Below are 23,218 nucleotides of genomic sequence, written 5' to 3'. Positions count from 1 at the left end.
CACGGGCTTGGTTCCCCGGTCCGACCCGGCACGCCTGGTCATCGTCCCGTCCTTCGCAGCGCGACCAGTTCGGCCAGTTCGTCGTCGCCGAGTTCGCTGAAGGCCGCCTCGCCCGAGTCCAGCACCGAGTCGGCCAGTTCGCGCTTCTGCCGCAGCATCTCCGCGACCCGGTCCTCCACGGTCCCCTCGGCGATCAGTTTGTGCACCTGCACCGGCTGGGTCTGTCCGATCCGATAGGCGCGGTCGGTGGCTTGGTCCTCCACCGCCGGGTTCCACCAGCGGTCGTAGTGGATGACGTGTCCGGCCCGAGTCAGGTTCAGGCCGGTCCCGGCGGCTTTGAGGGACAGCAGGAACACCTTTTTCTCGCCGGCCTGAAAGGCGTCGACCATCTCCTCACGGCGCTTGACCGTGGTGCCTCCGTGCAGGAAGAGCGTGTCCACACCGCGCTCGGCCAGGTGACGCTCGATCAGCCTGCCCATGGCCACGTACTGGGTGAAAACCAGGGCCGATCCTTCCTCCGCCAGGACGGTGTCCAGGAGCTCGTCCAGGAGTTCCAGTTTCCCGGAGCGGCCCGGCAGCTTCGCGCCGGCCGGCTCCTTCAGGAACTGCGCCGGGTGGTTGCAGACCTGCTTGAGGCCGGTGAGCAGTTTCAGCACCAGACCGCGTCGGGTGATGCCCTGTTTCCCCTCGATCTCGGCCATGAGCTCGCGTACCAGTGCCTCGTACAGCGAGACCTGTTCCTTCGTCAGCGACACCGGCTGATCGGTCTCGGTCTTGGGTGGTAGTTCGGGCGCGATGCCCGGGTCGGCTTTGCGCCGGCGCAGCAGGAAGGGGCGAACGAGCGCGGCCAGCCGCCGGGCGGCCTGCTCGTCGCGGTCGCCCTCGACGGCCTTGGCATAGCGCTCGCGGAAGGAGGTGAGCGTGCCGAGCAGGCCGGGGGTGGTCCAGTCGAGCAGTGCCCACAGCTCGGACAGGTTGTTCTCCACCGGGGTGCCGGTCAGCGCGACCCGACCCCGCGAGGGGATCTCGCGCAGCGCCCGAGCGGTGTGCGCGTACGGGTTCTTGACATGCTGGGCCTCGTCGGCGACGAGCAGACCCCAGGGGTGGTCCGCGAGGCGTTCGGCGTCGCGGCGCATGGTGCCGTAGGTGGTCAGGACGAAGCCGCCCTCGGCTCCCCTCTCAAGCCCGTCCAGGTCGCGGCCGGGGCCGTGGAAGCGGCGTACCGGGGTGGCCGGTGCGAAGCGGAGGATCTCGCGCTCCCAGTTGCCGAGCAGGGAGGCGGGACACACCACGAGGGTGGGGCCTGCGGTGGCCTTTCGTTCCTGGCGCCGCAGGTGGAGTGCGATGAGGGTGACGGTCTTGCCCAGGCCCATGTCGTCGGCGAGGCAGCCGCCGAGCCCGAGTGAGGTCATCCGGTGCAGCCAGTTCAGGCCGCGCAGTTGGTAGTCACGCAGGGTCGCGAGCAGAGCCTTCGGGGGCCCTTGAGGCTCGCGCGCGGCGCGGGCCTCGGGGTCGGCGATCCGGGACCGCAGCTCCTCCAGCGCACCGCTCGCGGTGACCGCCACCCGTTCGCCGTCCACCTCGACGTCGCCGGTCAGCGCGGCGCCCAGCGCGTCGATCGCGGTCAGCGACGGTGCCCCGGACTGCGCGGCCCGGCGCAGGCGGCGGACCAACTCCGGGTCCACGACCACCCACTGGTCGCGCAGCCGCACGATCGGCCGGTGTGCCTGGACCAGCCGTTCCAGCTCCTCCTCGGTGAGTTCCCGGTCGCCGAGCGCCACCCGCCAGCGGAACTCCGACAGCCCGCCGGAGGACAGGAAAGACTCGGCCGAGGACCGTGTCCCCTTGCGGCGAGCGGGTTCCAGGACCCCGGCGGCGGTCAACTCGCGGACCAGCTCCTTGGGCCAGTGCACGGCGACCCCGGCCGCGGCAAGGCTCTCGGCCGCGTCACTGAGCAAGGCCCTGGCCTCCTCGTCGGACAGCTCCAGGCCGGTCGGGGCGGCCGCCTCCAGCAGCCGCGCGGCCGGGGGCCAGGCGCGAGCGGCCCGGCGCAGCGTCAGCAAGGTGTCCACCCGAGCCCGTGGGCCGAACAGTTCGGGGGCGAAGGCCCGGCCGGACCACAGGTCCGCGGCGTCGGCGAGCACGGTGGGATCGCTCAGGCTGCGTAGTTGGACCACGGCTCGGAAGGAGTCCGCACGGCCCAGTTCCAGCCGCAACGACACCGCCAGACCGGCGTCGCGGCCGGCGGCGACCTCCGCCGCCCAAGCGCGCTGCCCGGGTACGGACTGCGGCGCTCGAACCGCGAACGCCGTTCCGCCGGCCACCTGGCGGGCAGCGGGAGGCCGCGTGAGGGAATCGGCCACCGCATCCAGGAAGGCCCGTAGCAGCGGCTCGGCGGGCGGCAGGGCAAGCGGGGAAAGCCCGGGGACCGCGACCGCGCGGGCCTCGGGAGGCATGGCCGCGGCCAGGGCACCCAGCCGCTCGTGGTCGTCGACGTCCAGCGGGCCGACCCGCCACGCGTCGAAGCCCTCCGGTGACACCCCGGGCAGCACCCGGCCCCGGGCCACCAGGTCCAGACCGTGCAGGGCCGCCGTGCCCCAGAACGCGGTGCCGGCCGACACCCGCCCGCCGCCGTCCACACCGAGCGCCCGGCAGCGGGTCAGCAGCGGCAGCGCCTGCTCCACCGGCAGCAGCACGGCGCCCACCCGGGCTCGGCTCACGGACGAGCCGCGCGGGCGCACCACGGTGAGTTGCTCGGCTTCCACCCCGAGATCCGGCGGCCGGCCGCCGGATGTCCAGAAGGCCACCCGGCCCGACCGGGGCGGGTCCGCGGGAAGAAACACCGCCTCGCCCGCGGCGAGTTCGGACAGCAGAGCGAGCAGTCGCTCCCGGTCCGCAGGGGCCGCCCCGGACGCGGCCGACCCTCCGGACTCGGCCGTGCGTACGCTCGCGGACTCCGCCGACGGGTAGATCTTCGCCACCACACCCACTCCACAGCTAGGCGCGGAACCCGCGCGAACCCTCGGCAGGTCAAGGCTATCCACACAGGTGGACAGCATGTGTCAAATGCGACTACGCCCACTCGGCGCAATGCGAGAAGATGACGCCGTCAGCATCGCCTTGCGGCTGCTGTGCATTTTCGACGCAGCCCCCACTCCGGTGCCGGAATCCGCCTCCGCCTCCGCTTCGAGGGAACCTTCGCCGTGACCGCCGAGCCCGTGCCCACCTACCAGCTCAAGATCGCACTGCGAAACACCAGTCCGCCGATCTGGCGCCGGATCACCTTGCCCGCCGACACCTCGCTCGGCTCCCTGCACGACATCGTCCAGGTCTGCTTCGGCTGGGACGACTCCCACCTGCACTGCTTCGCCGAACCCGACTCCGACGTCGGTTTCGTCGACTTCGACGCACCGTTGGACCGCGACCCGAGCCGCGACTTCGACGAGGAATCCGCGTCCGTGGCCGAACTCCTGCCCTTCGTGGGCAGGCGGTTGGAGTACACCTACGACTTCGGTGACAACTGGCGGCACCTGATCACCCTGGAGAAGATCCTCCCCGCGTCCTCCGGCAGCCGGCGCGTCCACTGCACCGGTGGACGCCGCGCCATGCCCTCCGCCGAGGACACCGGCGGCGCCTGGGCGCTACAGGGCGTACTCGACGCCGTCGAGAACCGCCCGGCACCGACTCCCGAGCCGTGGACGGACCGGGTCGAATCCCTGCGCGAGGAGGGATTCGACCCCGCTGCCTTCGACCGCACGGCCCTGGACCGGCAACTGGCCGCCCTGGAGCCGAGGCGGCCCAAGGCCACCCCGGCATCCGGGTCGGCCGAGGACACCCCCGACGGGCGGCGCTGCTCCTGCGGAGAGATCCACGACGACGAGGACCTCGACGTGGAGTTCGCCCCGGTGCGCCCGGTCTCCCTGGCGCCGCTCGCGGACCTCGCCGACGCCGCACGGCAGGTGCCGCTGATCGACGCCGCGCTCCGCCTTGCCCACTGGTGCGAGGGCGGACGAGCCGTCACGTCCCGGGACGTGCTCAAACCCGCACTCGGCCGCCGGGCCGTCCAGGAACTCGAACTGTGGTCACTGGACGACGAACTGGGCGCACTCCAGCCGGCGGAGCGCGACAAGCGGCTCGGGCGCCTGCGCAGCTCCGGCGACCTGCCCTGCCTGGACGACCCCTGGCAGCTTGCCCTGTACACGGGTCTGCTGCGGATCGGCGCAGGCACCGCACGTCCCGGCCCCGATCTGGCCGCCACGGCGGAGGACGAAGGAGTCGTGGAGTTCTGGAGCCGGTCGCTCGACGGCGAACTCGACATCCTCGACGACCTCGAAAGCCTCGGCCTGCCCCCGATGTTGTCGGTCGCGCTCGGCCTGGAGCACGAGGACAAGGACGGCTACGGCTCCGGCCTGGCGGCCGTGGTGCTGCGGGCGCTGTACGAGGTTTCCGACGGCGAATGGCTGGACACCGCGCTGCTCGCCGAGGCTCTTCGCGACAGCGCTCTTGACGACGGCCTCTCCGAACAGGAAGCCGGATTGGTCGAACTGCTCCTCCGGCGGATCCTCGACCAAGCGGCCGTGGTCCTCGCCGAGTACCGGGCGGCAGAGGTGGAGGAGAAGACGGATGGGGAGCTCGATCACATCCGCTTGCACGTGCCCGGCCTCCAAGGAGTCACCGCCGGCGGCATCGACCTCGCCCTGCCCGGGATCCGGCTCAGGCTGACCCCGCTGGGACGCCACGGCCTGCGCGAGTACCTGCTCACCGAGGGAGTCCCCGCTCCGCTGATCGGCGAACTGGCCACCGCGGACGCCCCGACCCTGTTGGACGGCCTGCTCGACTACGACGAGGACGCCGCGCGCGCCGAGATCGCCGGCTGGATCAGCCACCGGGGTCAGGGCCCGGCCGCGGTCCAACTCATCGACTCCTGCGCCGGACTGGACGCCGACGCGGCCCTGCGCCGGCTGAGCGCGACAGCGGTGCTTGCGCAGCTCGACGAGCCCACAGCGCTCAGGGTCCTACGCAAAGCCGCGGCCTCCCAGGTCCCCGGCTGCGCCCAGATCGCGGCGATCACGCTGGCCGGTCGCGGCGAGCTTCCCGAAGGACACGGCACGGAACTCCAACTCTGGTGGCTCGTGGACCATCTGTGGGGTCCACTCGGCGTCGCCGACGAGGCACTGGCCACATTCCTGGACCAGGAGGGGGACTCGCTGCTGCCCCTCCTCGATGAGATCGCCGACGACCTGTGGCGCTGCGACCACCCGGCCACCGGCGCCGTCCTGGATGCGGCGGGGCGACACCTGAGGACTCGGGACAAGGCGCTGGCCAAGCGGCTGCGCAGGTCCGCGACCAAGGTCGGATCCCGGCGCCGACGGTGAGGTCGGGCGCATGGGACGCCTTCACCATGACCGAGGGGATCGGCTTGCAGCGAAGTCGGCGGCAACCCGGGCTGACGACCGCTTGCGAGGTCGCCGGGCCGTCGACTCATCCGGGCCCGGGGGCTTCCGCTTCGTGAGTGTTCATTTCCGCGAAGACGATCTTGCCCGGTCCTGGTTGCTCGGCTACTCCCCAACAGGTCGCGACGGAGTGGATGATGAGCAGGCCGCGACCGCTTTCGGCGTCTCCGAGCGTGGCAGGCGCACACACGGGTCGGGCGGGGTGGGCGTCGGCGACCTCGACTCGCACAACGCCGGTCGCGCTGTCGTAGGCGAGTCGTAGCACGAAGTCGGTGTCCGGAACACGTCCGTGCAGCACGGCATTCGCGGCGAGTTCTCCGACCACCAGGGCCACCGTTTCGGATGCCCTGCTGCCGTACGGGATGCCCCAGGTCGCCAGCTGGTACGTGGCGAAACGACGTGCCTGGCGCGCACCGCTCCCGGTCGCCGCGAAGCACCGGGTGAACACGCGTGCGGTGGCGCCGACTTGCATCAGTGGAAAGGTCATCCCCCAGAGTTCGCAGCTCGACGGGGTCGAGAACAGGGATTGTGCCAGTACAACCGGATCTGTACTGGTTGACCATATGGACTGGGTGAGTAACCCACCGTGACAATGAACCACGTTGCCGGGGCTCGGGAACGGAGGGTGGCAGGGATGACGGCGGAGAATGTTGGCAGGTGCGGTGAGCCCGAGTTGTCGGACAGTCTCAAGACGTTCGGCGTGGTGCTCAAGGCTCTTCGAGACGAAGCCGGGCTGACGCAAGAAGAGTTCGCGCCACTCGTGGGCTACTCGGGGCACTACGTCGCCAAGATCGAACAGGGCAAACGCTTCCCGCCCAAGGACCTGGTGACACGCTCCGAAGCGGCGCTCGGCCCGACCGCGGGGCGCGTGCTGAAGGCGGCGGCGCAGAGCTTGTCGCGCAAGGCGGGATTGGCGTCGTGGTTCCGGCAGTGGGCGGGGATCGAGGAGGACGCGGTATCGCTGTACGCCTACGAGTGCCGCGTGGTACCGGGGTTGCTTCAGCCTGAGAGCTACGTTCGCGCCGTATGCGGCAGTCGACTTCCGCCCCTGACGGACGACCAACTGGAGGTTCAAGTCGCCGCACGGCTGGAACGTCAGCGATTGTTGACCGATAGGGGTAACACCGCGTTCGGGTTCGTCGTCGAACAATCGCTCATCGAGCGTCAAACGGGAGGCACCGAAACAACGCGCCGTCTCATCGATCACATGCTCGTATGCGCACGACTTCGAAACGTGGAAGTGCAGATCATGCCTCTTCGACAGCGGGATCACGCAGGACTCGACGGCGCCCTGTACCTCGCCGAGATGCCGGGTAATCAGTGGGTCGGCTATTTCGAAGGGCATGATCACAGCGCACTCATCACCCGGACGGAGCACGTTAGTGGGCTTCAACAACGCTATGGCAAGATGCGCTCGCAGGCTCTCGGCCTGGAAGCCTCCATCGACCTGCTTGAGCAACTGCGGGGAGCGCTATGACCGCCACCAAAGCAACGTGGTTCAAGAGCAGTTACAGCGGCACCGGAGGCGGCAATTGCGTCGAGATCGCCGTGCGGCCCGGCACGGTTCGTGTCCGCGACTCCAAGGACGTGCGCATCCGGCCTCTCACGGTTTCGCCCGCCGCCTGGTCCCACTTCATTGCAGGTACGGCAGGTAACAGGGGCTGATCCGCACAGCTGCGGACAAACATTTGGCTTCCGCCGCGACTGCCTCGTGCTCGATGCCATTGCTTCGCGAACGTCTCCACCTGTCGCTCGCGTTGCGGACGATCCCACGACGCCGATTCCTCCGCGACCGCGATAGGTCGAGCGATTCGTCAACAAACCGAACTCCTGGCGCGGAATAGTCGCGAACACGCGCGGAGTGTCTCTCTGCCGGCTACCGTTGAGGGTGGCATTCCGGACGCGAGGGGGAAATCGCGTGGATCCGTTGACACTTGCTGCGGCATCCGCAGTGGTTGGGGCTATGGCGACGCAGACCTGGGAGCAGGCACGCCAGGCCGTGGTGGCGTTCTGGCGGCAACGCCGGGCCGAGGAGGTCCCGGCCATCGAGGCGGAACTGGCGCACTGCCGCACCGAGGTAACCGAGGCACGGGCGGTCGGAGACGGTTCCGTCGAAGAGGCCCTGATCGGCGACTGGCAGCGCAAGCTCAGGCGGCTCCTGTCCGAGGACCCTTCGCTGCGGGCCGAGTTGCAGCGCGTCCTCGATGAAGAGCTGACTCCGTTGCTGCCCGACGCCGCTCGCGCCGGCATCACCAACATCCGGATGAGCGCCAACGTCTCCGGCCACGGAGAGGCCTATCTGGCCGGTCGCGACATGACGGTCAAGAAGACCTCGTCATGACGCAGCCACCGCCGCCGTCCCCGGGCGAGCACCCCAGTCGGTCGGACATGCACTCTTCGGTGAACGACCACGCCTCGGCGTACCAGGCCGGCCACGACATGACCGTGGACAACAGTTCACGCACCCACAACAACAAGAGCATCGTCAAGCAGTTGGGGCCCCTCACGCTGGTCATGCTGGTCACGGTCGCCGTGGCCGCGATCGTCGCCGTGGCGTGGCTCGTGGGGCGCGTGACCGAGGACAACGGCAAAACGCCGGCCGCGACCTCTGCCAATACCGAGATCACCATCGAGCCGAGTTCGGGTCCTCCGGGGACGCCCATCCGGATCTCGGGCATCGGGTTCCAGCCGGGCAAAATCGTTCAGGTGATCTGCCAGGATCCGATGAATCCGCAGCTCGGCGAGTTCCGCGCGGCCGCGGATGGCTCGTTCTCCGGAAAGGTCGTCATCCCGGACGACGATTGGATCAGGAAAGTCGGCGTCCAACTCGCGATCGTGGCGGCGAGCGGCCAGGCGCAGGACTCGGATCAGCAGGGCTTGACGTTCTTCAACGTACGGCGTTAGGCGATGGCGCATCTGCGTAGGTGGGCACGGTTGGCGCACGCCGTGTGACGCCCGGTGCAGCCGCGGTCGAGGTCCGAGCCGTGCACGGGCTCCGGCCGGCGGGAATCAAGCGGCCCATGTCTATGGTTGGTCGGTTGGTCCGCTTCGGTTCGCTCCGCCGGGTGTCCGCGAGCGCAGCCGTTGTCGTCTTTACGAACGAGGTAGTACAGCCATGCCGTCAGCCCGTGCGCAGGTGCGTCGTGATCTTGTCGCCGAGTCTGTGCCGAGTGGGCGAGCCGAGCGGGCGCCCGGGGCCGTCCTGACGTTGGTCGCGCTGTTCCTGGTGGCGATCAATCTGCGTGGGGCGATCACGGATGTGCCGCCGCTGCTTACCTCGATTCGGGAGGACCTCGGACTGTCGGGGGCCGCGGCCGGGGTGTTGACGGCTATCCCGGTGGTGTCGATGGGGGTGTTCGCGCCGCTCGCGCACCGTGGGGCCGCTCGGTACGGGTACGAGCGCACCGTGGCCGCGTCGGTGGTCGTGCTGCTCGTGGGGGTGCTGATCCGGCTGGGTGGGGCCTCGGTCGTGTTGCTCTTCCTGGGCACGTTGGTGGCCGGTGCCGGGATCGCGGTCCTGGGCGCGGCGCTGCCGGGTGTGGTCAAGACGCACTTCGCCGAGCGCGCGGGGGCGGTCACCGGGCTGTACAGCGCGGCGGTCGGGGTCGGCGCGGCGGGTGCGAGCGCGCTGGCCGTACCGCTGTCGGAGGCGTTCGGGTCCTGGCGGCTCTCCCTCGGCGTGGTCGCGATCCCGGCGGTGCTCGGGCTGCTCGCGTGGTACCCGGTGATCCGGCGGACCGCGTCGGTGAGGAAGGCGCCCGCGGCGGACCCGCGGGGCGACGCGAAGCCGGTGGCGGTAGCCCCGAGTGGTGGACCCGCCACCCGACCGGTCGCGGACGCCTCGCCGTGGCGTCGACCCGTCGCCTGGATCCTCGCCGTCTTCCTCGTCATGCAGACCACCGCCTACTACGGCGTGGTCGGCTGGGTCCCCGCCGCCTACGAGGAGCAGGGCTGGAGTGCCGAGCGCGCGGGCCTGTTGCTGTCCGTGTTCGGCCTCACCGGCATCGTCTCCGGTCTGGTGATCCCGCTGCTCGCGGACCGCTTCACCGACCCCAGGCCGCTGTTCGCGGTCACCGTCGCGGGTGCGGTGGCCGGCATGGGGCTGCTCGCGTTCGCGCCGGATCTGGCGCCGTGGCCCACCATCGCGCTGCTCGGCCTCACCCTCGGCGGCGCGTTCCCGTTGATGCTGGTGATGCTCGTGCGCTTCGCGCCGAGCCCGGCGGCGGCCGGTCGGCTGTCCGCGATGACGTTCCTGATCGGCTACCCGATCGCCGCCGCGTTGCAGATCGTCTTCGGCACGATCCACGACGCGACCGGCGAGTACACGGCGGTGTTCGGCGTGCTGTTCGCGATGACGCTGGTGGAACTCGTGGTCTGCCTCGGATTGAATCCCAAGCATGCCCGACACCCCTGACGCGCTGTCACCGCGAACCCACCCCACCGACGACTCGCCGGCGACGACCGACGCTCGCGACGACCCGTCACTGTCCGTCCTGCCCGCACGCTTTCGGGACGTCCCGTACGTCTACGCCCGACACCCGCAGGCCGTCGCGCCCGGCGACCTGGCCGCGGGGGCCAACTGTCAGCTCTACGCCTACGCCTTCCTCGCCCACCACGGCCTGCGCGTGCCGCCGTTGCACTCGTCCGACCTGTGGGCCGACGACACCGCGACCGTCCGGGTGGTGGGCGAACCCGAGCCGCTGGACCTGCTCCTGTTCGACGGCGGCCCGCGCCCGGACCGGGATCCGGGCTACGCGGCGCACATCGGGGTACATCTGGGCCCGGATCGGGTCCTGCACCTGTGCCGGGAGATCGGCCGGCCCGCGATCTGGTCGTACGCGCAATTCGCCGCCCGCCCCCGATACGCACGTCTGTTCGGAGTCAAGCGGTGCCGTCGAGGACGGAACAGAAGCAGCCCCTCCCGTAGTTGAATTGCGACATGCCCGCTCGCGAGAACAGCACCCCGAACGCCGCCCCGAATCCGACCCGCAACGCCGCCCTGGACACCGCCGCGACCACCGGGGACCGATCCCCGGCCGGCTCGCCCCCGCCCGCCGTCCCGGCGTGGGAACGCCGCTATCGGGCGGCCCGGATCGGCCTACCGCGCTGGGCCGACCACGCGCCGGCCAAGTCCGTCTTCGTCTCCAATGCCTCCGGCACCTTCGAGGTGTACGCGTGGGATCGGGTCAGCGGCGCACAACGCCAGGTGACCGATCGGCCCAACGGCACCGCGTCCTCCCGGATCAGCCCGGACGGGCGCTGGATCTGGTGGTTCGCGGACACCGACGGCGACGAGCTGGGCGTGTGGATGCGCCAGCCGTTCGACGGCGGCCCGGACGAGGTCGCGGTTCCCGGCCTCGAACCGTCCTACCCCGGCGGCCTCGGCCTGGCGAACGACGGCACCGTGGTGGTCGGCCGGATGACCGACGACGAGGGCTCCACGATCCACGTCGCGCGCCCGGGCGCCGAGCCGGTGACCGTGTACCGCCACACCGAGTCGGCGTGGTTGTCCGCGCTGTCCGAGGACGGCACCTACCTGGCCATCGCGCACAACGAGCACGGCGACGCGATGCACTCGTCCTTGCGCGTCCTGCGCCTGGACGGCACACCGGTGGCCGACCTGCACGACGGCCCCGAGGGCGGCCAACCGGACTCCGACCTGTCCGCGATGGGCTTCTCCCCGGTCGCCGGCGACCAGCGCATGCTGGTCATCCACCAGCGCCGCGGCCGGGACGAGCCGCTGCTGTGGGAACCGCTGACCGGCGTCGAGACCGAACTCGACCTCGGCCTGCCCGGCGACCTGTCCGCCGACTGGTATCCGGACGGCCGGGCGCTGCTGATCGACCACGAGCAGCACGGGCGCTCCGAGCTCTACCGCTACGACCTGGCGAGCAAGGAGCTCACCCGGATCGACACCCCGCCCGGCACCATCGGCGCCGCCGGTGCGCGGCCCGACGGCAGCGTCGAGTACCACTGGTCCAACGGCGCGACCCCGGCCGAACTGCGCTCGACCGCCGGCGACGTGCTGCTCACCCCGCCCGGCGAGCGGCCGCCCGGCTCGGTCCCGGTCTCCGACGCGTGGGTCGAGGGGCCGGGTGGCAAGGTGCACGCGCTGGTGTCCAAGCCCGCCGGCGAGGGTCCGTTCCCGACCGTGTTCAACATCCACGGCGGGCCCACCGCGCACGACGGCGACCACTTCGCGGCGGACGTCGCGGCCTGGGTCGACCACGGCTTCGCGGTGGTCCGGGTCAACTACCGGGGCTCGACCGGCTACGGCAAGGACTGGACCGACGCGCTGCGGGTGCGGATCGGCCTGATCGAGTTGGAGGACATCGGCGCGGTACGCGAGTGGGCCGTCGAGTCGGGCCTGGCCGACCCCGAGCGGCTCGTGCTCTCCGGCGGCTCGTGGGGCGGCTACCTGACCCTGCTCGGCCTGGGCGTGCAGCCCGACGCGTGGGCGCTGGGGCTGGCCGCGGTGCCGGTCGCGGACTACGTCACGGCGTACCACGACGAGATGGACGTGCTCAAGGCGATGGACCGCACGCTGCTGGGCGGTACGCCCGAGGAGGTACCCGAGCGCTGGGCCGCCTCCTCGCCGCTGACCTATGTCGAACAGGTGCGGGTGCCGGTGTACATCAGCGCCGGCGAGAACGACCCGCGCTGCCCGATCAAGCAGATCGAGAACTACGTCGAGCGCCTGGCGCAGCTCGGCAAGCCGCACGAGGTCTACCGCTACGACGCGGGCCACGGCTCGCTGGTGGTCGAGGAGCGCATCCGGCAGATGCGCAAGGAGTTCGCCTTCGTGGACAGCGTGATCGGCCTGCCGATCCCGAACCCGGCGTAGTGGAGGACGGGGCCGGCGTGTCGGGCCGCGGGCCCGGGCGTCGCATCCTCGACGCCCGGCTCCGCGAGCGCCGGGCCCGAACACTGCGCCCCGCCGGCCTCAGGTCTTGACGCCCAACTCCGCCAGCAACTCCGCTTCCCGTTCCTCGGCCCGGTCGTCCGCCTCCCGGCGGACCACCCGCCACCACACGAACACCGCGGCGCCCGCGAAGACGAACCACTGTGCGGTGTAGCCCAGGTTCTGCCACGCGCGCCCGGAAATGCCGCCGCTCGCGGACTCCTTGCTCGGCGGCATCGGCGCGAGCGCGGCCGAGTCGGCGGCCGGGGTCTGCGCGGTCAGCGCGACGAAACCGTCGGTGAGCGGATAGGGCAGCAGGTTGACGAGTTCGGGTGTGCTGATCATCGAGAGTTGACCGGCTCGCAGGTCGGTGGCCCGGTCCGCGTTCGAGGTGTGCTCGGCCTCCGACCACTCCAGCCGACCGGTGACGGTGACCGGCCCGGCGGGCGGCGCGGGCACGCTCGTGCCCTCGACCCAGCCCCGGTTGACCACGACCGCCGGGGCGCCGTCGACCAGCAGCGGGGTGACCACGTACGACCCTGTGCGTCCGTCGAGTCGGCGCCCGGGCACCATCAGTTGCCGCGCCGCGTCATAGCTGCCGGTGACGGTGACCGAGCGGCCGCGGTCGGATCCCTCCACCCGGCCGCCGAGCGGCACGAGTTCACCGATCGGCACCGCGGGAGCCGAGGACACCTTCTCCCCGCTGCTCCCGCCTCCCTTGTGCTCGCCGTAGCGATGGAACTGCCACAACCCCAGCGCCGCGCACACCGGGACCGCGACGAGCACGATCATGTGGAAGACCAGCCAGCGCGGCTGGAGCAGGAACCGGTACACCCCCCAACGGTAACCGTCGACCGACGGCGCCCGAGCGCGGGTGTCACCCCACCCGCGGGTACGCCCCCGTCCGATAGATGTCGGTGCGGTACACCGTGCCGCCGCACGTGGGCGTCAGGGTCACCTTGGCCACGTTGAAGTCGTTGGCGATCAGCGCGTAACCGAGTGCGGGCACCGGCGCCTTGGGCGAGTCGGCGGCGCAGGTGCCGTCCGCGCCCGGCGCCTGCGGCTTCCACGCGAACTGGAACTCGTACTCCTGGCCCGGCCGGAGCACGACGACCGTGCCCGAGGTCTCGGGCAGTACCGGCAGCGCGGCCGCGTCGTCGCCGGCCTTGTGCTGGAGCACGGTCACCTGCACGATCGGGTTCCCCGGCGGCGAGACCACCGAGACCACGCCGGGCCCGGTCACCTGGCAGTCCTTGGCCGCGTTGCTGCGCACCTGGAGCACGCCGTACGCCAGGCCGTCGGCGCCGATCGGTCCCAGACGGGCGTCCTCCCCGGACAGGTCGGTGGTCGCGCACGCCGGCGTCGGCTTGGCCGGTGGCGTGCTCCCGCTCGGCGGCGCGCTGGTGGCGGGCGGCACGGTCTGGCCCACGCCCGCGCTCTGCCCGCTGGTGGGCGCGATCGAGGCGCCGGACCCACTGGTGGGCGTGCCGCCGCGGGTCGCCGGGTGCGACTGGCCGGCCCCGCCCGGGATACCGGCGCTCATCCCCTCGCTCGGCCCCGGCAACGGCTCGGTGGCGTTGACCGCTGAGGACGAGGACCGGATGCCGCCGACGTTCGACTTCGAGCCGTCGCCGCCGTCCACCACGGTGCGCAGCACCGGTGTGCCGATCAGCAGCGCGGCCGCCAGCCCGGCGGCTCCGAGTGTGGCCACCCGCCGCTGCCGGCGCCGGGCCGGCACGGCGACGCGCAGCCGATCCAGCGCGTCCGACGCGGGCAGCACGTCGGCGACCGCCGCGTGCAGCCGCCGGCGCACCTCTGCCTCGAGGTCGTCGGGGTCGGGACCGAGAGTCCCCGGGGTGTTCGTCACGGCGTCTCCATCCGGGCCCGGAGGGCTTCCAGTCCGCGTGAGGCGTACGCCTTCACCGAGCCGACCGACAGTCCGAGCAGATCGGCCACCTGAGCCTCTGTCAGATCAGCGTAATAGCGCAGCACGATCACTTCTCGCTGCCGCCGTTGCAATTCGCGCAACGCCCTTACCAACACGTCGCGTTCCGCCACGTGGCGCGAACCGTCCTCGGTACTCGTCGATTCCGGCTCGGGTTTCGACAGTAGTCGCATGCCCATGATCCGACGGCGCAGTGTCGACCGGGACAGGTTGACCACGGTCTGCCGCAGGTAGGCGAGGGTCTTGTCGGCCTCGCGCAATCGGTGCCGGGCGGTGTGCACCCGTACGAACGACTCCTGCACCACGTCCTCACACGAATCGGTGTCGTCGAGCAACAGGGAAGCCAAGCGCAACAACGAACCATAGTGCGCGCGGTAGGTCTCGGTGAGGACGTCGATGGAGACGCCCGCGTCAGAGGACACGGAAACTCCCGAAACGCCCAGATCCAGCGCGCCGACCACGGGCATTCGGACCGGGCGCAGCGCCGGTTCCGCCCTCACGACCATTTCTGCCACGACTGTTGGACACCCGACCCCCCGGGAAGGTTGTATACGCCTGCGATCCGGGGACGGTCGTCGGCTCAGACACACGTGCGCCCACCGTAGTGGGCAGGGTGACGTGCAGTCAGCCACTCGGGGCCGGGAAACGGCCGCGCACGCGCGGCAGCCGGTGTCCCCACCTGGGGAACACCGGCTGCCGCGACGGTTCGCGGCCCGGGTCCGGACCCTGTCCGGGGCGGCCGGGCGGGCCGGTCGGGGCCTAGTCGCGCTCGGTCAGCTCGGCGGCGACGACTTCGGCGATCTGGGCCGTGTTCAGCGCCGCGCCCTTGCGCAGGTTGTCCCCGCACATGAACATGTCGAGCGCGAACGGGTCGTCGATCGAGCGGCGCACCCGGCCGACCCAGGTCGGGTCGGTGCCGACCACGTCGGCCGGCGTCGGGAACTCGCCGTTCTCCGGATCGTCGCACAGCACGACGCCGGGGGCACCGTCGAGGATCTCGTGTGCCCGGGCGACCGAGACCTCGTTCTCGAACACGGCGTGCACCGCGAGCGAGTGCGTGGTGATCACCGGGACGCGCACACAGGTCGTGTGCACCTTCAGGTCCGGCAGTCCGAGGATCTTGCGGGACTCGTTGCGAACCTTGAGCTCCTCGGACGACCAGCCGTCGTCCTTGAGCGAGCCGGCCCACGGCACCACGTTGAGCGCCAGCGGGGCCGGGAACGGCCCGAAGTCGCCCACCGCGCGGCGCACGTCGCCGGGCTGGGTACCCAGTGTCTGGCTGCCCGCGACCTTGCCGATCTGCTCGCGCAGCGCGTCGACGCCGGGCTGACCGGCACCGGAGGCGGCCTGGTACGACGCGACGACGAGTTCCTTGAGCCCGAGCTCGGCGTGCAGCGCGCCCAGCGCGACGACCATGGTCAGCGTCGTGCAGTTGGGGTTGGCGATGATGCCGCGCGGACGCACCCGCGCCGCGGCGGCGTTGACCTCGGGCACCACGAGCGGGACCTCGGGGTCCATCCGGAACGCGCCGGAGTTGTCCACCGCGATCGCGCCCTTGCTCGCGGCGATCGGCGCCCAGTGCGCGGAGACCTCGTCGGGCACGTCGAACATCGCGACGTCCACGCCCTCGAAGCACTCCTCGCTCAGCGCGATGACCTCGACCTCCTCGCCGCGTACGACGAGCTTCTTGCCCGCGGAGCGCGCCGAGGCGATCAGCCGGATCTCGCCCCACACGTCCTGGCGGGTGGAGAGCAGTTCGAGCATCACCGTGCCGACCGCGCCGGTGGCGCCGACCACGGCCAGGGTGGGCTTGTCCTTGCGGGTCATCGGCCGGTACCTCCGTAGACGACGGCTTCGCCGGACTGGTCGTCCAGGCCGAACGCGGTGTGCACGGCCTGTACGGCGGCCGGAACGCCGTCGGCGCGACAGACCACCGAGATCCGGATCTCGGATGTCGAGATCAGCTCGATGTTCACCCCCGCGCCGGTGAGGGATTCGAAGAACTTGGCGGTCACGCCGGGGTGCGAGCGCATGCCGGCGCCGACCAGCGAGATCTTGCCGATCTGGTCGTCGTAGCGCAGCGACTCGAAGCCGATCTCGGCCTGGGCCTTGGTCAGCGCGGTCATCGCGCTCTGCCCGTCGGACATCGGCAGCGTGAAGGAGATGTCGGTACGGCCCGTGGAGGCCGCGGAGACGTTCTGCACGATCATGTCGATGTTGATCTCGTTGTCCGCCACCAGGCGGAAGATCTTGGCCGCCTCGCCCGGCTTGTCCGGGACCCCGACCACCGTGATCTTCGCTTCGCTGGTGTCGTGGGCGACCCCGGAGATGATCGCGTGCTCCATGTCGTCCCCTTCGGGTTCATCCGTCACCCAAGTGCCGACGAGTCCCGAGAAGGACGACCGCACGTGCACGGGCATGTCGTAGCGGCGGGCGTACTCGACGCACCGCAGGTGCAGCACCTTGGATCCGCTCGCGGCCAGCTCCAGCATCTCCTGGTAGCTGATCCGGGAGATCTTCCGGGCCTTCTTCACCACACGGGGGTCGGCGGTGAAGATGCCGTCCACGTCCGTGTAGATCTCGCAGACCTCGGCGCTGAGCGCGGCGGCCAGCGCGACGGCGGTGGTGTCCGAGCCGCCGCGGCCGAGCGTGGTGATGTCCTTCGTGTCCTGGGACACACCCTGGAAACCGGCCACGATCGCGATCGCGCCCTCGTCGAGCGCGGAGCGGATCCGACCCGGCGTCACATCGATGATGCGCGCTTTGTTGTGGACCGCGTCGGTGATCACACCGGCTTGGCTGCCGGTGAACGACCGTGCGTCGACGCCCAGGTTTTTGATCGCCATCGCCAACAGCGCCATCGACATCCGCTCACCCGCGGTGAGCAGCATGTCGAGCTCGCGCCCGGAAGGGATGGGACTCACCTGCTGCGCCAGATCGATCAGCTCGTCCGTCGTGTCGCCCATCGCGGACACCACCACGACCACTTCGTGGCCCTGCTTCTTGGTGTCGACGATTCGCTTGGCCACGCGCTTGATGCCTTCGGCATCGGCGACGGAGGAGCCGCCGTACTTCTGCACGACAAGGCCCACGTGCGCTCCTCGCTTGATATCTGTGCGGTCGGCACAGTCTAACTAGGCCGTACAGTGGTCAAAGCTTTATTCACATTGTGAGACGTACGTATCACTAAGCGGGCAGTCGGAACCGAACGCCCATGTCGGCGCCGGGACGGGCCGTACCGGGGCGGTACCGGGTCCGTACCCCGCTCGCCTTTCGCCCGAATTCCGTTGATACCGAATCCCGGTGGGATCGGGCGACGACTCAGGTGTGCGGGCCGCCCAGTACCACGGCCTCGTCGAGCTGCTCGGCGAGCTCGTCGACCAACTCGTCGGCCAGTGCCTGGCCGGCCGGGTCCAGACTCTCCATGATCGGATCGTCCAGGCGGGCGTGCGACACCACCGACTGCAGCGCGCGCAGCACGGCGCTGGCGGTCGCGCCCCAGTTGGACAGGTACGAGAACTGCCACCACCACAGCGCCTCGCGGCTGCGTCCGGCCCGATGGTGGGCCAGCCCGTGCGCGAGGTCGGCGACCACGTCGGCGACGTCGTCCGACAGCCGCGCGGCGACCGGCTTGGACTTGGGCACGTACGGGTCGAAGACCTCGTAGTAGACGTCGATCGGCTCCAGCAGCCGGGACAGCGCCGAACGCAGCGCGTCGACATCCGGATCGGGGCCCGAGTCGGGCTCGAAGCGGTCGTCGGGCACGATGTCGGCGATCGCGCCGAGCCGGCCGCCCGCGAGCATCAACTGCGAGACCTCCAGGAGCAGCATCGACACCGCCTGCTCCGGCTCCTCGCCCTTGGCCACCTCGGTGACGGCCAGGACGAAGCTGTCGATCTGGTCGGCGATCTCTCCGGTGAATTCGTTCAGGTCGTCAGACATCGAGCAGTCGTCTCCCCTCGAAGGCACGCCCGAGCGTGACCTCGTCGGCGTACTCCAGGTCGCCCCCCACCGGCAGCCCGCTGGCCAACCGGGTCACTCGCAGACCCATCGGCTTGCACAGGCGAGCCAGATACGTCGCGGTCGCCTCTCCTTCCAGGTTCGGATCGGTGGCCAGGATCAACTCGGTCACCACACCGTCCGCGAGCCGGGTCATCAGTTCACGGATCCGCAGGTCGTCGGGTCCCACGCCCTCGATCGGGCTGATCGCGCCGCCGAGCACGTGGTAGCGGCCTCGGAACTCGCGGGTCTTCTCGATCGCCACGACATCCTTGGACTCCTCGACCACGCAGATCACCGCGACGTCGCGTCGCGGATCGAGGCAGATGCGGCACTGCTCCGACTCCGCCACGTTGCCGCATGTGGCGCAGAAGCGCACCTTGTCCTTGACCTCGGTGAGCGCGTGCACGAGGCGCCGGACGTCGGCCGGGTCGGCCGCCAGGAGGTGGAAGGCGATGCGTTGCGCGCTCTTCGGCCCTACACCGGGCAGTCGGCCCAGCTCGTCGATGAGGTCCTGTACGACGCCTTCGTACACCTACCGTCTCCCTGCTCGCTCTGGTTCTTCGTGGGCTTATTGGTGGGGTTGGTGGTCGGTGGTTGGTGGTCGGTGGTCGGTGGTCGGTGGTTGGTGGTTGGTGGTCGGTGGGCTCGTGGCTGGGCTTGGGCTTTGTCGGTGGCGCTTGGCCTGGGGTCTTGGGCCTTGCGCTTCAGCCTCGGGCTTCGGCCTTGTCGGCTTCCGGGTGGGCTCGGCTTTCGGTCGTGTGGACCCGGCTCACATGCCGGGCAACCCCAGTGGGCCGCCACCGCCCATGCCCTGGGCCAGCGGGCCCATCAACCGGGACTGCATCTCCAAGGCCGCGCGGTTGGCGTCGCGCACCGCGGCGACGATGAGGTCGCCGAGGGTCTCCGTGTCCTCAGGATCCACCGCGGACGGCGAGATCTCCAGAGCCAGCAGTTCGCCGGCACCGGAGACGGTCGCGGTCACCAGGCCGCCGCCGGCGCTCCCGGTCACCTGGGTGCGGGCGAGTTCGTCCTGCGCCGCCATGAGGTCCTGCTGCATCTTCTGCGCCTGCTGCAGCAACTGCTGCATGTCGGGCTGGCCACCACCGGGAAACACCTGGACACCCTTCGTCGCTCGGACGCGGCTTCGCACCGCCTCGGGGCGGCCCTGCTCGGCGGCCGTCCTGCGGTCGAGCCTACGGCTCCGGGCGGGGCCGATGCGCGGCGGCGGCACGCATCGGCGGGTCCGGTGGTGGGGCGGGTGGTGGGTGGGTCAGGTGGTGGGCGACTCGTCGATGATCGTGGCGCCCAGCTCGCGGGCGAGCAGTTCGTGGGTGGACAGGCCGCCGTCGTCCGCGAGGTCCTCGTCGTCGTACCGGCCGATGTCCTCGGGGATGTCGTAGTCCGGCTCGGGCGGCGGCGGGGGCGGTGCCTGCTGCGGTTGCGGTCGGGCGGGCGGCGCTGCCTGCGGCGGGGCCCCGGTGGCGGGGCGGGGTTGGGCGGGGGCCGGCGGGGGCGTGGCCGCAGGGGGCGTCGGAGCGCCGGGCCACGCGCCGGGGGGCGGGGCGGCGGCGGGTGTGGGGTGCGTGACGGGGCTGCCGGCCTGGGGCGTCGTGGTCGGGACCGGGACCGGAGCCGGCGTCGCGGGGCGGCGGGCGGGCGCCGCGGCGCCCTCGCCGGCGACGACGCAATCGATCCGCCAGTCGAAGCCGAACGCGTCCTGGACGGCCTGGCGCACGATCTCGTCCCGGCCGCTGCTGCGGAAGCCCTCGCGGGCGCCGGCCTGCTCGAACGCGAGGGTCAGCGTGGCGCCGTCGAATCCGGCCACGGTCACGGTCTGGAGCATCATCCAGGCCACCCGGTTGCGGCCGCGGACGGCGTCCAGGATCTGCGGCCACATCTCGTGCACGCGGGTGAGGTCGCCGGTGCCTTGGGCGGGGGTGGCGGCGGGCGAAGGTGTTGCCTGGGTGTGCTGCTGTTGGGCCTGTTGGGCCTGGTGTTGTGGTGCGGCGGACGGGGGCGGGCCGGAGCCGGCGGTGCGGGCCTGGGGCCAGGCACCGGGGGCGGGCGCGGGGGGCTGCTGGGTCTGGGGCTGCCGGTGTTGCTGCGGCTGCGGTGCCGTGGGAGGCGGTACGGGAGCCTGAGTCGGCGCCGCAACCGGGGCTTGGACCTGGGCCGGGGCGGCCTGCTGCGGCCGGGTCGCCGCGGGGGGCGGCGGGTCGGCGCGGGCGTGGTCCGGTGCGGCGGGCCCGGCGGGGAGGCCGCCGACGGACACCCGGCGCTCCAGCCGTTCCAGCCGAGTCTGCAAACCCTGCTCACCGGAGTCGACGGCGGGCAGCAGTACCCGCGCGCAGATCAGCTCCAACTGGAGCCGAGGCGCGGTGGCGCCACGCATCTCGGTGAGGCCGGTGTTGACGATGTCCGCGGCGCGGGTGAGCCCGGCCCGGCCGAACTCGGCGGCGTGCCGGACCATGCGCTCCAACTGATCGGCCGGCACGTCGATCAGGCCCTTGTCGGCCGCGTCCGGCACGGCGGCCAGGATCACCAGGTCGCGCAGCCGCTCCAGCAGGTCGGCCACGAACCGACGCGGGTCGTAGCCCCCCTCGATCACCCGGTCGACCAACTCGAAGGTGGCCGCGCCGTCCTGCGCGACGAACGCCTCGACGACGTCGTCCAGCAGCGACCGGTCGGTGAACCCGAGCAGCGAGGTGGCCATCGCATAGGTGACACCGTCGTCGGTGGCGCCCGCGAGCAACTGGTCCATCACCGACATCGAGTCCCGCACCGACCCGGCTCCGGCCCGTACGACCAGCGGCAGCACGGCCGGCTCGACCTTGATGCCCTCGGTCTCGCACACCGACGCGAGGTGGTCGCGCAGCACGCCGGGCGGCACCAGCCGGAACGGGTAGTGGTGCGTGCGGGACCGGATGGTCCCGATCACCTTCTCCGGCTCGGTCGTCGCGAAGATGAACTTCAGGTGCTCCGGCGGCTCCTCGACCACCTTGAGCAACGCGTTGAAGCCCGCCGACGTGACCATGTGGGCCTCGTCGATGATGTAGATCTTGTAGCGCGAACTCACCGGCGAGAAGTGCGCCTTCTCCCGCAGATCGCGCGCGTCGTCCACACCACCGTGCGACGCGGCGTCGATCTCGATCACGTCGATGCTGCCGGGCCCGCCGAGACCGAGGTCCCGACACGACTGACACTCGCCGCACGGCGTGGGCGTGGGCCCCTGCTCACAGTTGAGACACCGGGCGAGAATGCGCGCGCTGGTGGTCTTGCCACACCCTCGCGGCCCACTGAACAGGTAGGCGTGATTGACGCGGTTGTTCCGCAGGGCCTGCATGAGGGGTTCCGTCACGTGCTCCTGCCCGATGACCTCTGCGTAGGTCTCGGGGCGGTAGCGACGGTAGAGGGCGAGCGACACGCCCCCGACGATAGCCGGGCCGAACGACAGACGCGGACCCTCATCACCCACCGGGTGCCCGATCACCGACCACGGTCGGGTACTGTAGGCCCCGGACCCCCCGTGCGGCGGTATCCTCCTGAACCTCCCCAGGGCCGGAAGGCAGCAAGGATAGGGAGGCTCTACCGGGTGCACGGGGGGTTCACAGTTTCCCCCACCCCCCTGGCCCCACCCCTCCGCCCCCTTCGAATAGGGGTGCGCGAGCACCCACCGACCTCCTGTAAGCTTCCGCACGGAGGATTCGCCTAGTGGCCTAGGGCGCACGCTTGGAAAGCGTGTTGGGTTCACACCCTCACGAGTTCGAATCTCGTATCCTCCGCCAGCCTGAACAGGCAAAACGTTGCCCCCGGTCGCTCTGCGACCGGGGGCAACGTCGTTGTCGGTCTCAGTTCTGGTCTCGGTTGCAGCGCATCAGCTCCTCGCTCCCGTCCCCGGCCTTCGTGTGCCGAGCCGGCGCCGGGCGTGCCGGCGGCACCGCGGGTTGCGGCGTCATGCGGCGTGTAGGAGCCGGGCGAGCCAGTCGGTGCGGGTGCGGCGGGCCGTGGCCGAGATGTGCGCCTGCGGGTACAGGGCGTCGAAGCCGTGGAAACCGCCTGCCCAGACGTGGAGTTCGGCCTGTCCGCCGGCCGCCCAGATCCGGGTGGCGTAGTCGGTGTCCTCGTCGCGGAACACTTCGGCGGAGCCGGTGTCGATGTAGGTGGTCGGCAGGTTCGAGAGATCGTCGGCCAGCGAGGGTGAGACGTACGCGGGTACGTCGTCATCGGTGAGGTCGCCGAGAACGCAGCGCCAGCCGAAGTCGTTCATCGCGCGGGTCCAGACGCCGGGCCCGCCGGAGTACTGGCGGCTGGAGGTGCTGGTGTTGCGGTGGTCGAGCATGGGGCAGGTCAGTATCTGCGCGGCGATCGCCGGAGTGCCGAGGTCGCGGGCCAGCAGGGTGACGCCGGCCGCCAGGCCACCGCCCGCGCTGGCTCCCGCGACGATGATCCGGGCGGGATCGACGCCCAGTTCCTCGGCGTGTTCGGCGACCCAGAGCAGTCCCTGGTAGCAGTCGTCGACGGGGACGGTGCCGGTGGCCTCGGGCGCCAGCCGGTAGTCCACGGACACCACGACCGCGCCGAACTCGTCGAGCCACTCCAGCGGGATGTCGATCTGCGAGAAACGGTCGCCCATCACCATTCCGCCGCCGTGGATCCAGTACACGCAAGGCGCGGCGGTGGTGCGGTCGGCGCCCCCGGGGGTGAAGACCGACAGGGGTATCGCAGTGCCGTCCTTGGCGGGCACGGTGACCTCGCGCCGGTCGACCCACCGGTCGGCGAGCAGGGACTCGACCGGCGTCGAGGGGTACTGCCGCAGTTGTGCAAGCAATTCCGGGTTGAGCTCGGACATCAGCGGCATGTCGGAGAGGAGGACGCGAAGTTCGGGGTCCAGGGCGGGGCGCGCTGTGGTCATGGTCG

Annotated in this window: 20 protein-coding genes, 1 tRNA gene and 1 other RNA gene; 10 read left to right on the top strand and 12 right to left on the bottom strand. The window is 70.9% G+C overall.

The features are described 5' to 3' along the window. Positions 1–38: 38 nt before the first annotated feature. The gene (locus ACZ4FV_RS12700) at positions 39–2,990 is read right to left on the bottom strand and encodes a DEAD/DEAH box helicase (protein WP_465322622.1); all 2,952 of its coding nucleotides are present in this window, start codon (positions 2,988–2,990) and stop codon (positions 39–41) included. Positions 2,991–3,203: 213 nt separating this feature from the next. On the opposite strand from ACZ4FV_RS12700, the gene ACZ4FV_RS12695 reads away from it, so the two are divergent. Beyond that, a complete protein-coding gene (locus ACZ4FV_RS12695; protein WP_402234424.1) occupies positions 3,204–5,375 on the top strand; it encodes a plasmid pRiA4b ORF-3 family protein in 2,172 nt (723 codons plus the stop codon). A gap of 106 nt (positions 5,376–5,481) precedes the next feature. Here the strand turns inward: ACZ4FV_RS12695 and ACZ4FV_RS12690 are convergent, their stop codons facing one another. Next, positions 5,482–5,940 carry an ATP-binding protein gene (locus ACZ4FV_RS12690; protein WP_395866620.1) on the bottom strand — a complete coding sequence of 153 codons (459 nt, stop codon included), beginning with the start codon at positions 5,938–5,940 and terminating at the stop codon, positions 5,482–5,484. Between the two features lie 147 nt (positions 5,941–6,087). On the opposite strand from ACZ4FV_RS12690, the gene ACZ4FV_RS12685 reads away from it, so the two are divergent. The 7 genes from ACZ4FV_RS12685 (at position 6,088) to ACZ4FV_RS12655 (ending at position 12,297) form a co-directional block, all read left to right on the top strand. Continuing rightward, positions 6,088–6,930: a helix-turn-helix domain-containing protein gene (locus tag ACZ4FV_RS12685; RefSeq protein ID WP_465322621.1), complete on the top strand. Its 843-nt coding sequence runs from the start codon at positions 6,088–6,090 to the stop codon at positions 6,928–6,930. Next, positions 6,927–7,118 (top strand): DUF397 domain-containing protein, encoded by a 192-nt coding sequence (locus ACZ4FV_RS12680; protein ID WP_465322620.1) that lies wholly within the window; start codon positions 6,927–6,929, stop codon positions 7,116–7,118. The genes ACZ4FV_RS12685 and ACZ4FV_RS12680 overlap by 4 nt, the downstream gene beginning before the upstream one ends. A 298-nt stretch (positions 7,119–7,416) precedes the next feature. Next, positions 7,417–7,794: a hypothetical protein gene (locus tag ACZ4FV_RS12675; protein ID WP_465322619.1), complete on the top strand. Its 378-nt coding sequence runs from the start codon at positions 7,417–7,419 to the stop codon at positions 7,792–7,794. Positions 7,795–7,853: 59 nt separating this feature from the next. Next, complete coding sequence (locus ACZ4FV_RS12670) at positions 7,854–8,357, top strand: hypothetical protein (RefSeq protein ID WP_465322618.1); 504 nt, start codon at positions 7,854–7,856, stop codon at positions 8,355–8,357. 211 nt (positions 8,358–8,568) lie between these two features. Beyond that, complete coding sequence (locus tag ACZ4FV_RS12665; protein ID WP_402234420.1) at positions 8,569–9,867, top strand: MFS transporter; 1,299 nt, start codon at positions 8,569–8,571, stop codon at positions 9,865–9,867. Continuing rightward, positions 9,851–10,384, top strand: a complete 534-nt coding sequence (locus tag ACZ4FV_RS12660) for a cell wall hydrolase (protein ID WP_465322617.1) — start codon at positions 9,851–9,853, stop codon at positions 10,382–10,384. Before ACZ4FV_RS12665 ends, ACZ4FV_RS12660 begins: the two co-directional genes overlap by 17 nt. 8 nt (positions 10,385–10,392) lie before the next feature. Then, entirely contained in the window at positions 10,393–12,297 is a 1,905-nt protein-coding gene (locus ACZ4FV_RS12655; RefSeq protein ID WP_465322616.1) for a S9 family peptidase, read from the top strand. Between the two features lie 99 nt (positions 12,298–12,396). Here the strand turns inward: ACZ4FV_RS12655 and ACZ4FV_RS12650 are convergent, their stop codons facing one another. The 9 genes from ACZ4FV_RS12650 to ACZ4FV_RS12610 form a co-directional block, all read right to left on the bottom strand. Continuing rightward, entirely contained in the window at positions 12,397–13,188 is a 792-nt protein-coding gene (locus ACZ4FV_RS12650; RefSeq protein WP_465322615.1) for an SURF1 family protein, read from the bottom strand. A gap of 43 nt (positions 13,189–13,231) precedes the next feature. Continuing rightward, positions 13,232–14,221, bottom strand: coding sequence for a DUF4232 domain-containing protein (locus ACZ4FV_RS12645; protein ID WP_402234413.1), 990 nt, complete (start codon positions 14,219–14,221; stop codon positions 13,232–13,234). Continuing rightward, positions 14,218–14,805, bottom strand: coding sequence for a SigE family RNA polymerase sigma factor (locus tag ACZ4FV_RS12640; protein ID WP_395867026.1), 588 nt, complete (start codon positions 14,803–14,805; stop codon positions 14,218–14,220). The genes ACZ4FV_RS12645 and ACZ4FV_RS12640 overlap by 4 nt, the downstream gene beginning before the upstream one ends. A 253-nt stretch (positions 14,806–15,058) precedes the next feature. Then, a complete protein-coding gene (locus tag ACZ4FV_RS12635) occupies positions 15,059–16,126 on the bottom strand; it encodes an aspartate-semialdehyde dehydrogenase (protein WP_395866600.1) in 1,068 nt (355 codons plus the stop codon). After that, the gene (locus ACZ4FV_RS12630) at positions 16,123–17,391 is read right to left on the bottom strand and encodes an aspartate kinase (RefSeq protein ID WP_355530902.1); all 1,269 of its coding nucleotides are present in this window, start codon (positions 17,389–17,391) and stop codon (positions 16,123–16,125) included. Before ACZ4FV_RS12630 ends, ACZ4FV_RS12635 begins: the two co-directional genes overlap by 4 nt. Positions 17,392–17,620: 229 nt before the next feature. After that, on the bottom strand, positions 17,621–18,241 hold the full coding sequence (locus tag ACZ4FV_RS12625; RefSeq protein ID WP_395866598.1) for a DUF5063 domain-containing protein: 621 nt from the start codon (positions 18,239–18,241) through the stop codon (positions 17,621–17,623). Then, positions 18,234–18,833, bottom strand: a complete 600-nt coding sequence (gene recR / locus ACZ4FV_RS12620) for a recombination mediator RecR (RefSeq protein WP_391586320.1) — start codon at positions 18,831–18,833, stop codon at positions 18,234–18,236. The genes ACZ4FV_RS12625 and recR overlap by 8 nt, the downstream gene beginning before the upstream one ends. Before the next feature lie 237 nt (positions 18,834–19,070). After that, a complete protein-coding gene (locus tag ACZ4FV_RS12615) occupies positions 19,071–19,415 on the bottom strand; it encodes a YbaB/EbfC family nucleoid-associated protein (RefSeq protein WP_395866596.1) in 345 nt (114 codons plus the stop codon). Positions 19,416–19,571: 156 nt separating this feature from the next. After that, the gene (locus ACZ4FV_RS12610; RefSeq protein WP_465322614.1) at positions 19,572–21,725 is read right to left on the bottom strand and encodes a DNA polymerase III subunit gamma and tau; all 2,154 of its coding nucleotides are present in this window, start codon (positions 21,723–21,725) and stop codon (positions 19,572–19,574) included. A 90-nt stretch (positions 21,726–21,815) separates the two neighbouring features. On the opposite strand from ACZ4FV_RS12610, the gene ffs reads away from it, so the two are divergent. Continuing rightward, positions 21,816–21,914: signal recognition particle sRNA small type (gene ffs / locus ACZ4FV_RS12605), an RNA gene on the top strand. Positions 21,915–21,998: 84 nt separating this feature from the next. Further along, positions 21,999–22,086 (top strand) — tRNA-Ser (locus tag ACZ4FV_RS12600). 167 nt (positions 22,087–22,253) lie between these two features. Here the strand turns inward: ACZ4FV_RS12600 and ACZ4FV_RS12595 are convergent. After that, positions 22,254–23,213, bottom strand: coding sequence for an alpha/beta hydrolase (locus tag ACZ4FV_RS12595; protein WP_395866592.1), 960 nt, complete (start codon positions 23,211–23,213; stop codon positions 22,254–22,256). Positions 23,214–23,218 lie beyond the last annotated feature (5 nt).

This window comes from Embleya sp. NPDC025285, from assembly GCF_055558835.1.
Note: the sequence above shows the minus strand (reverse complement) of the source record. Positions and strands in the feature narration are given on the sequence as shown.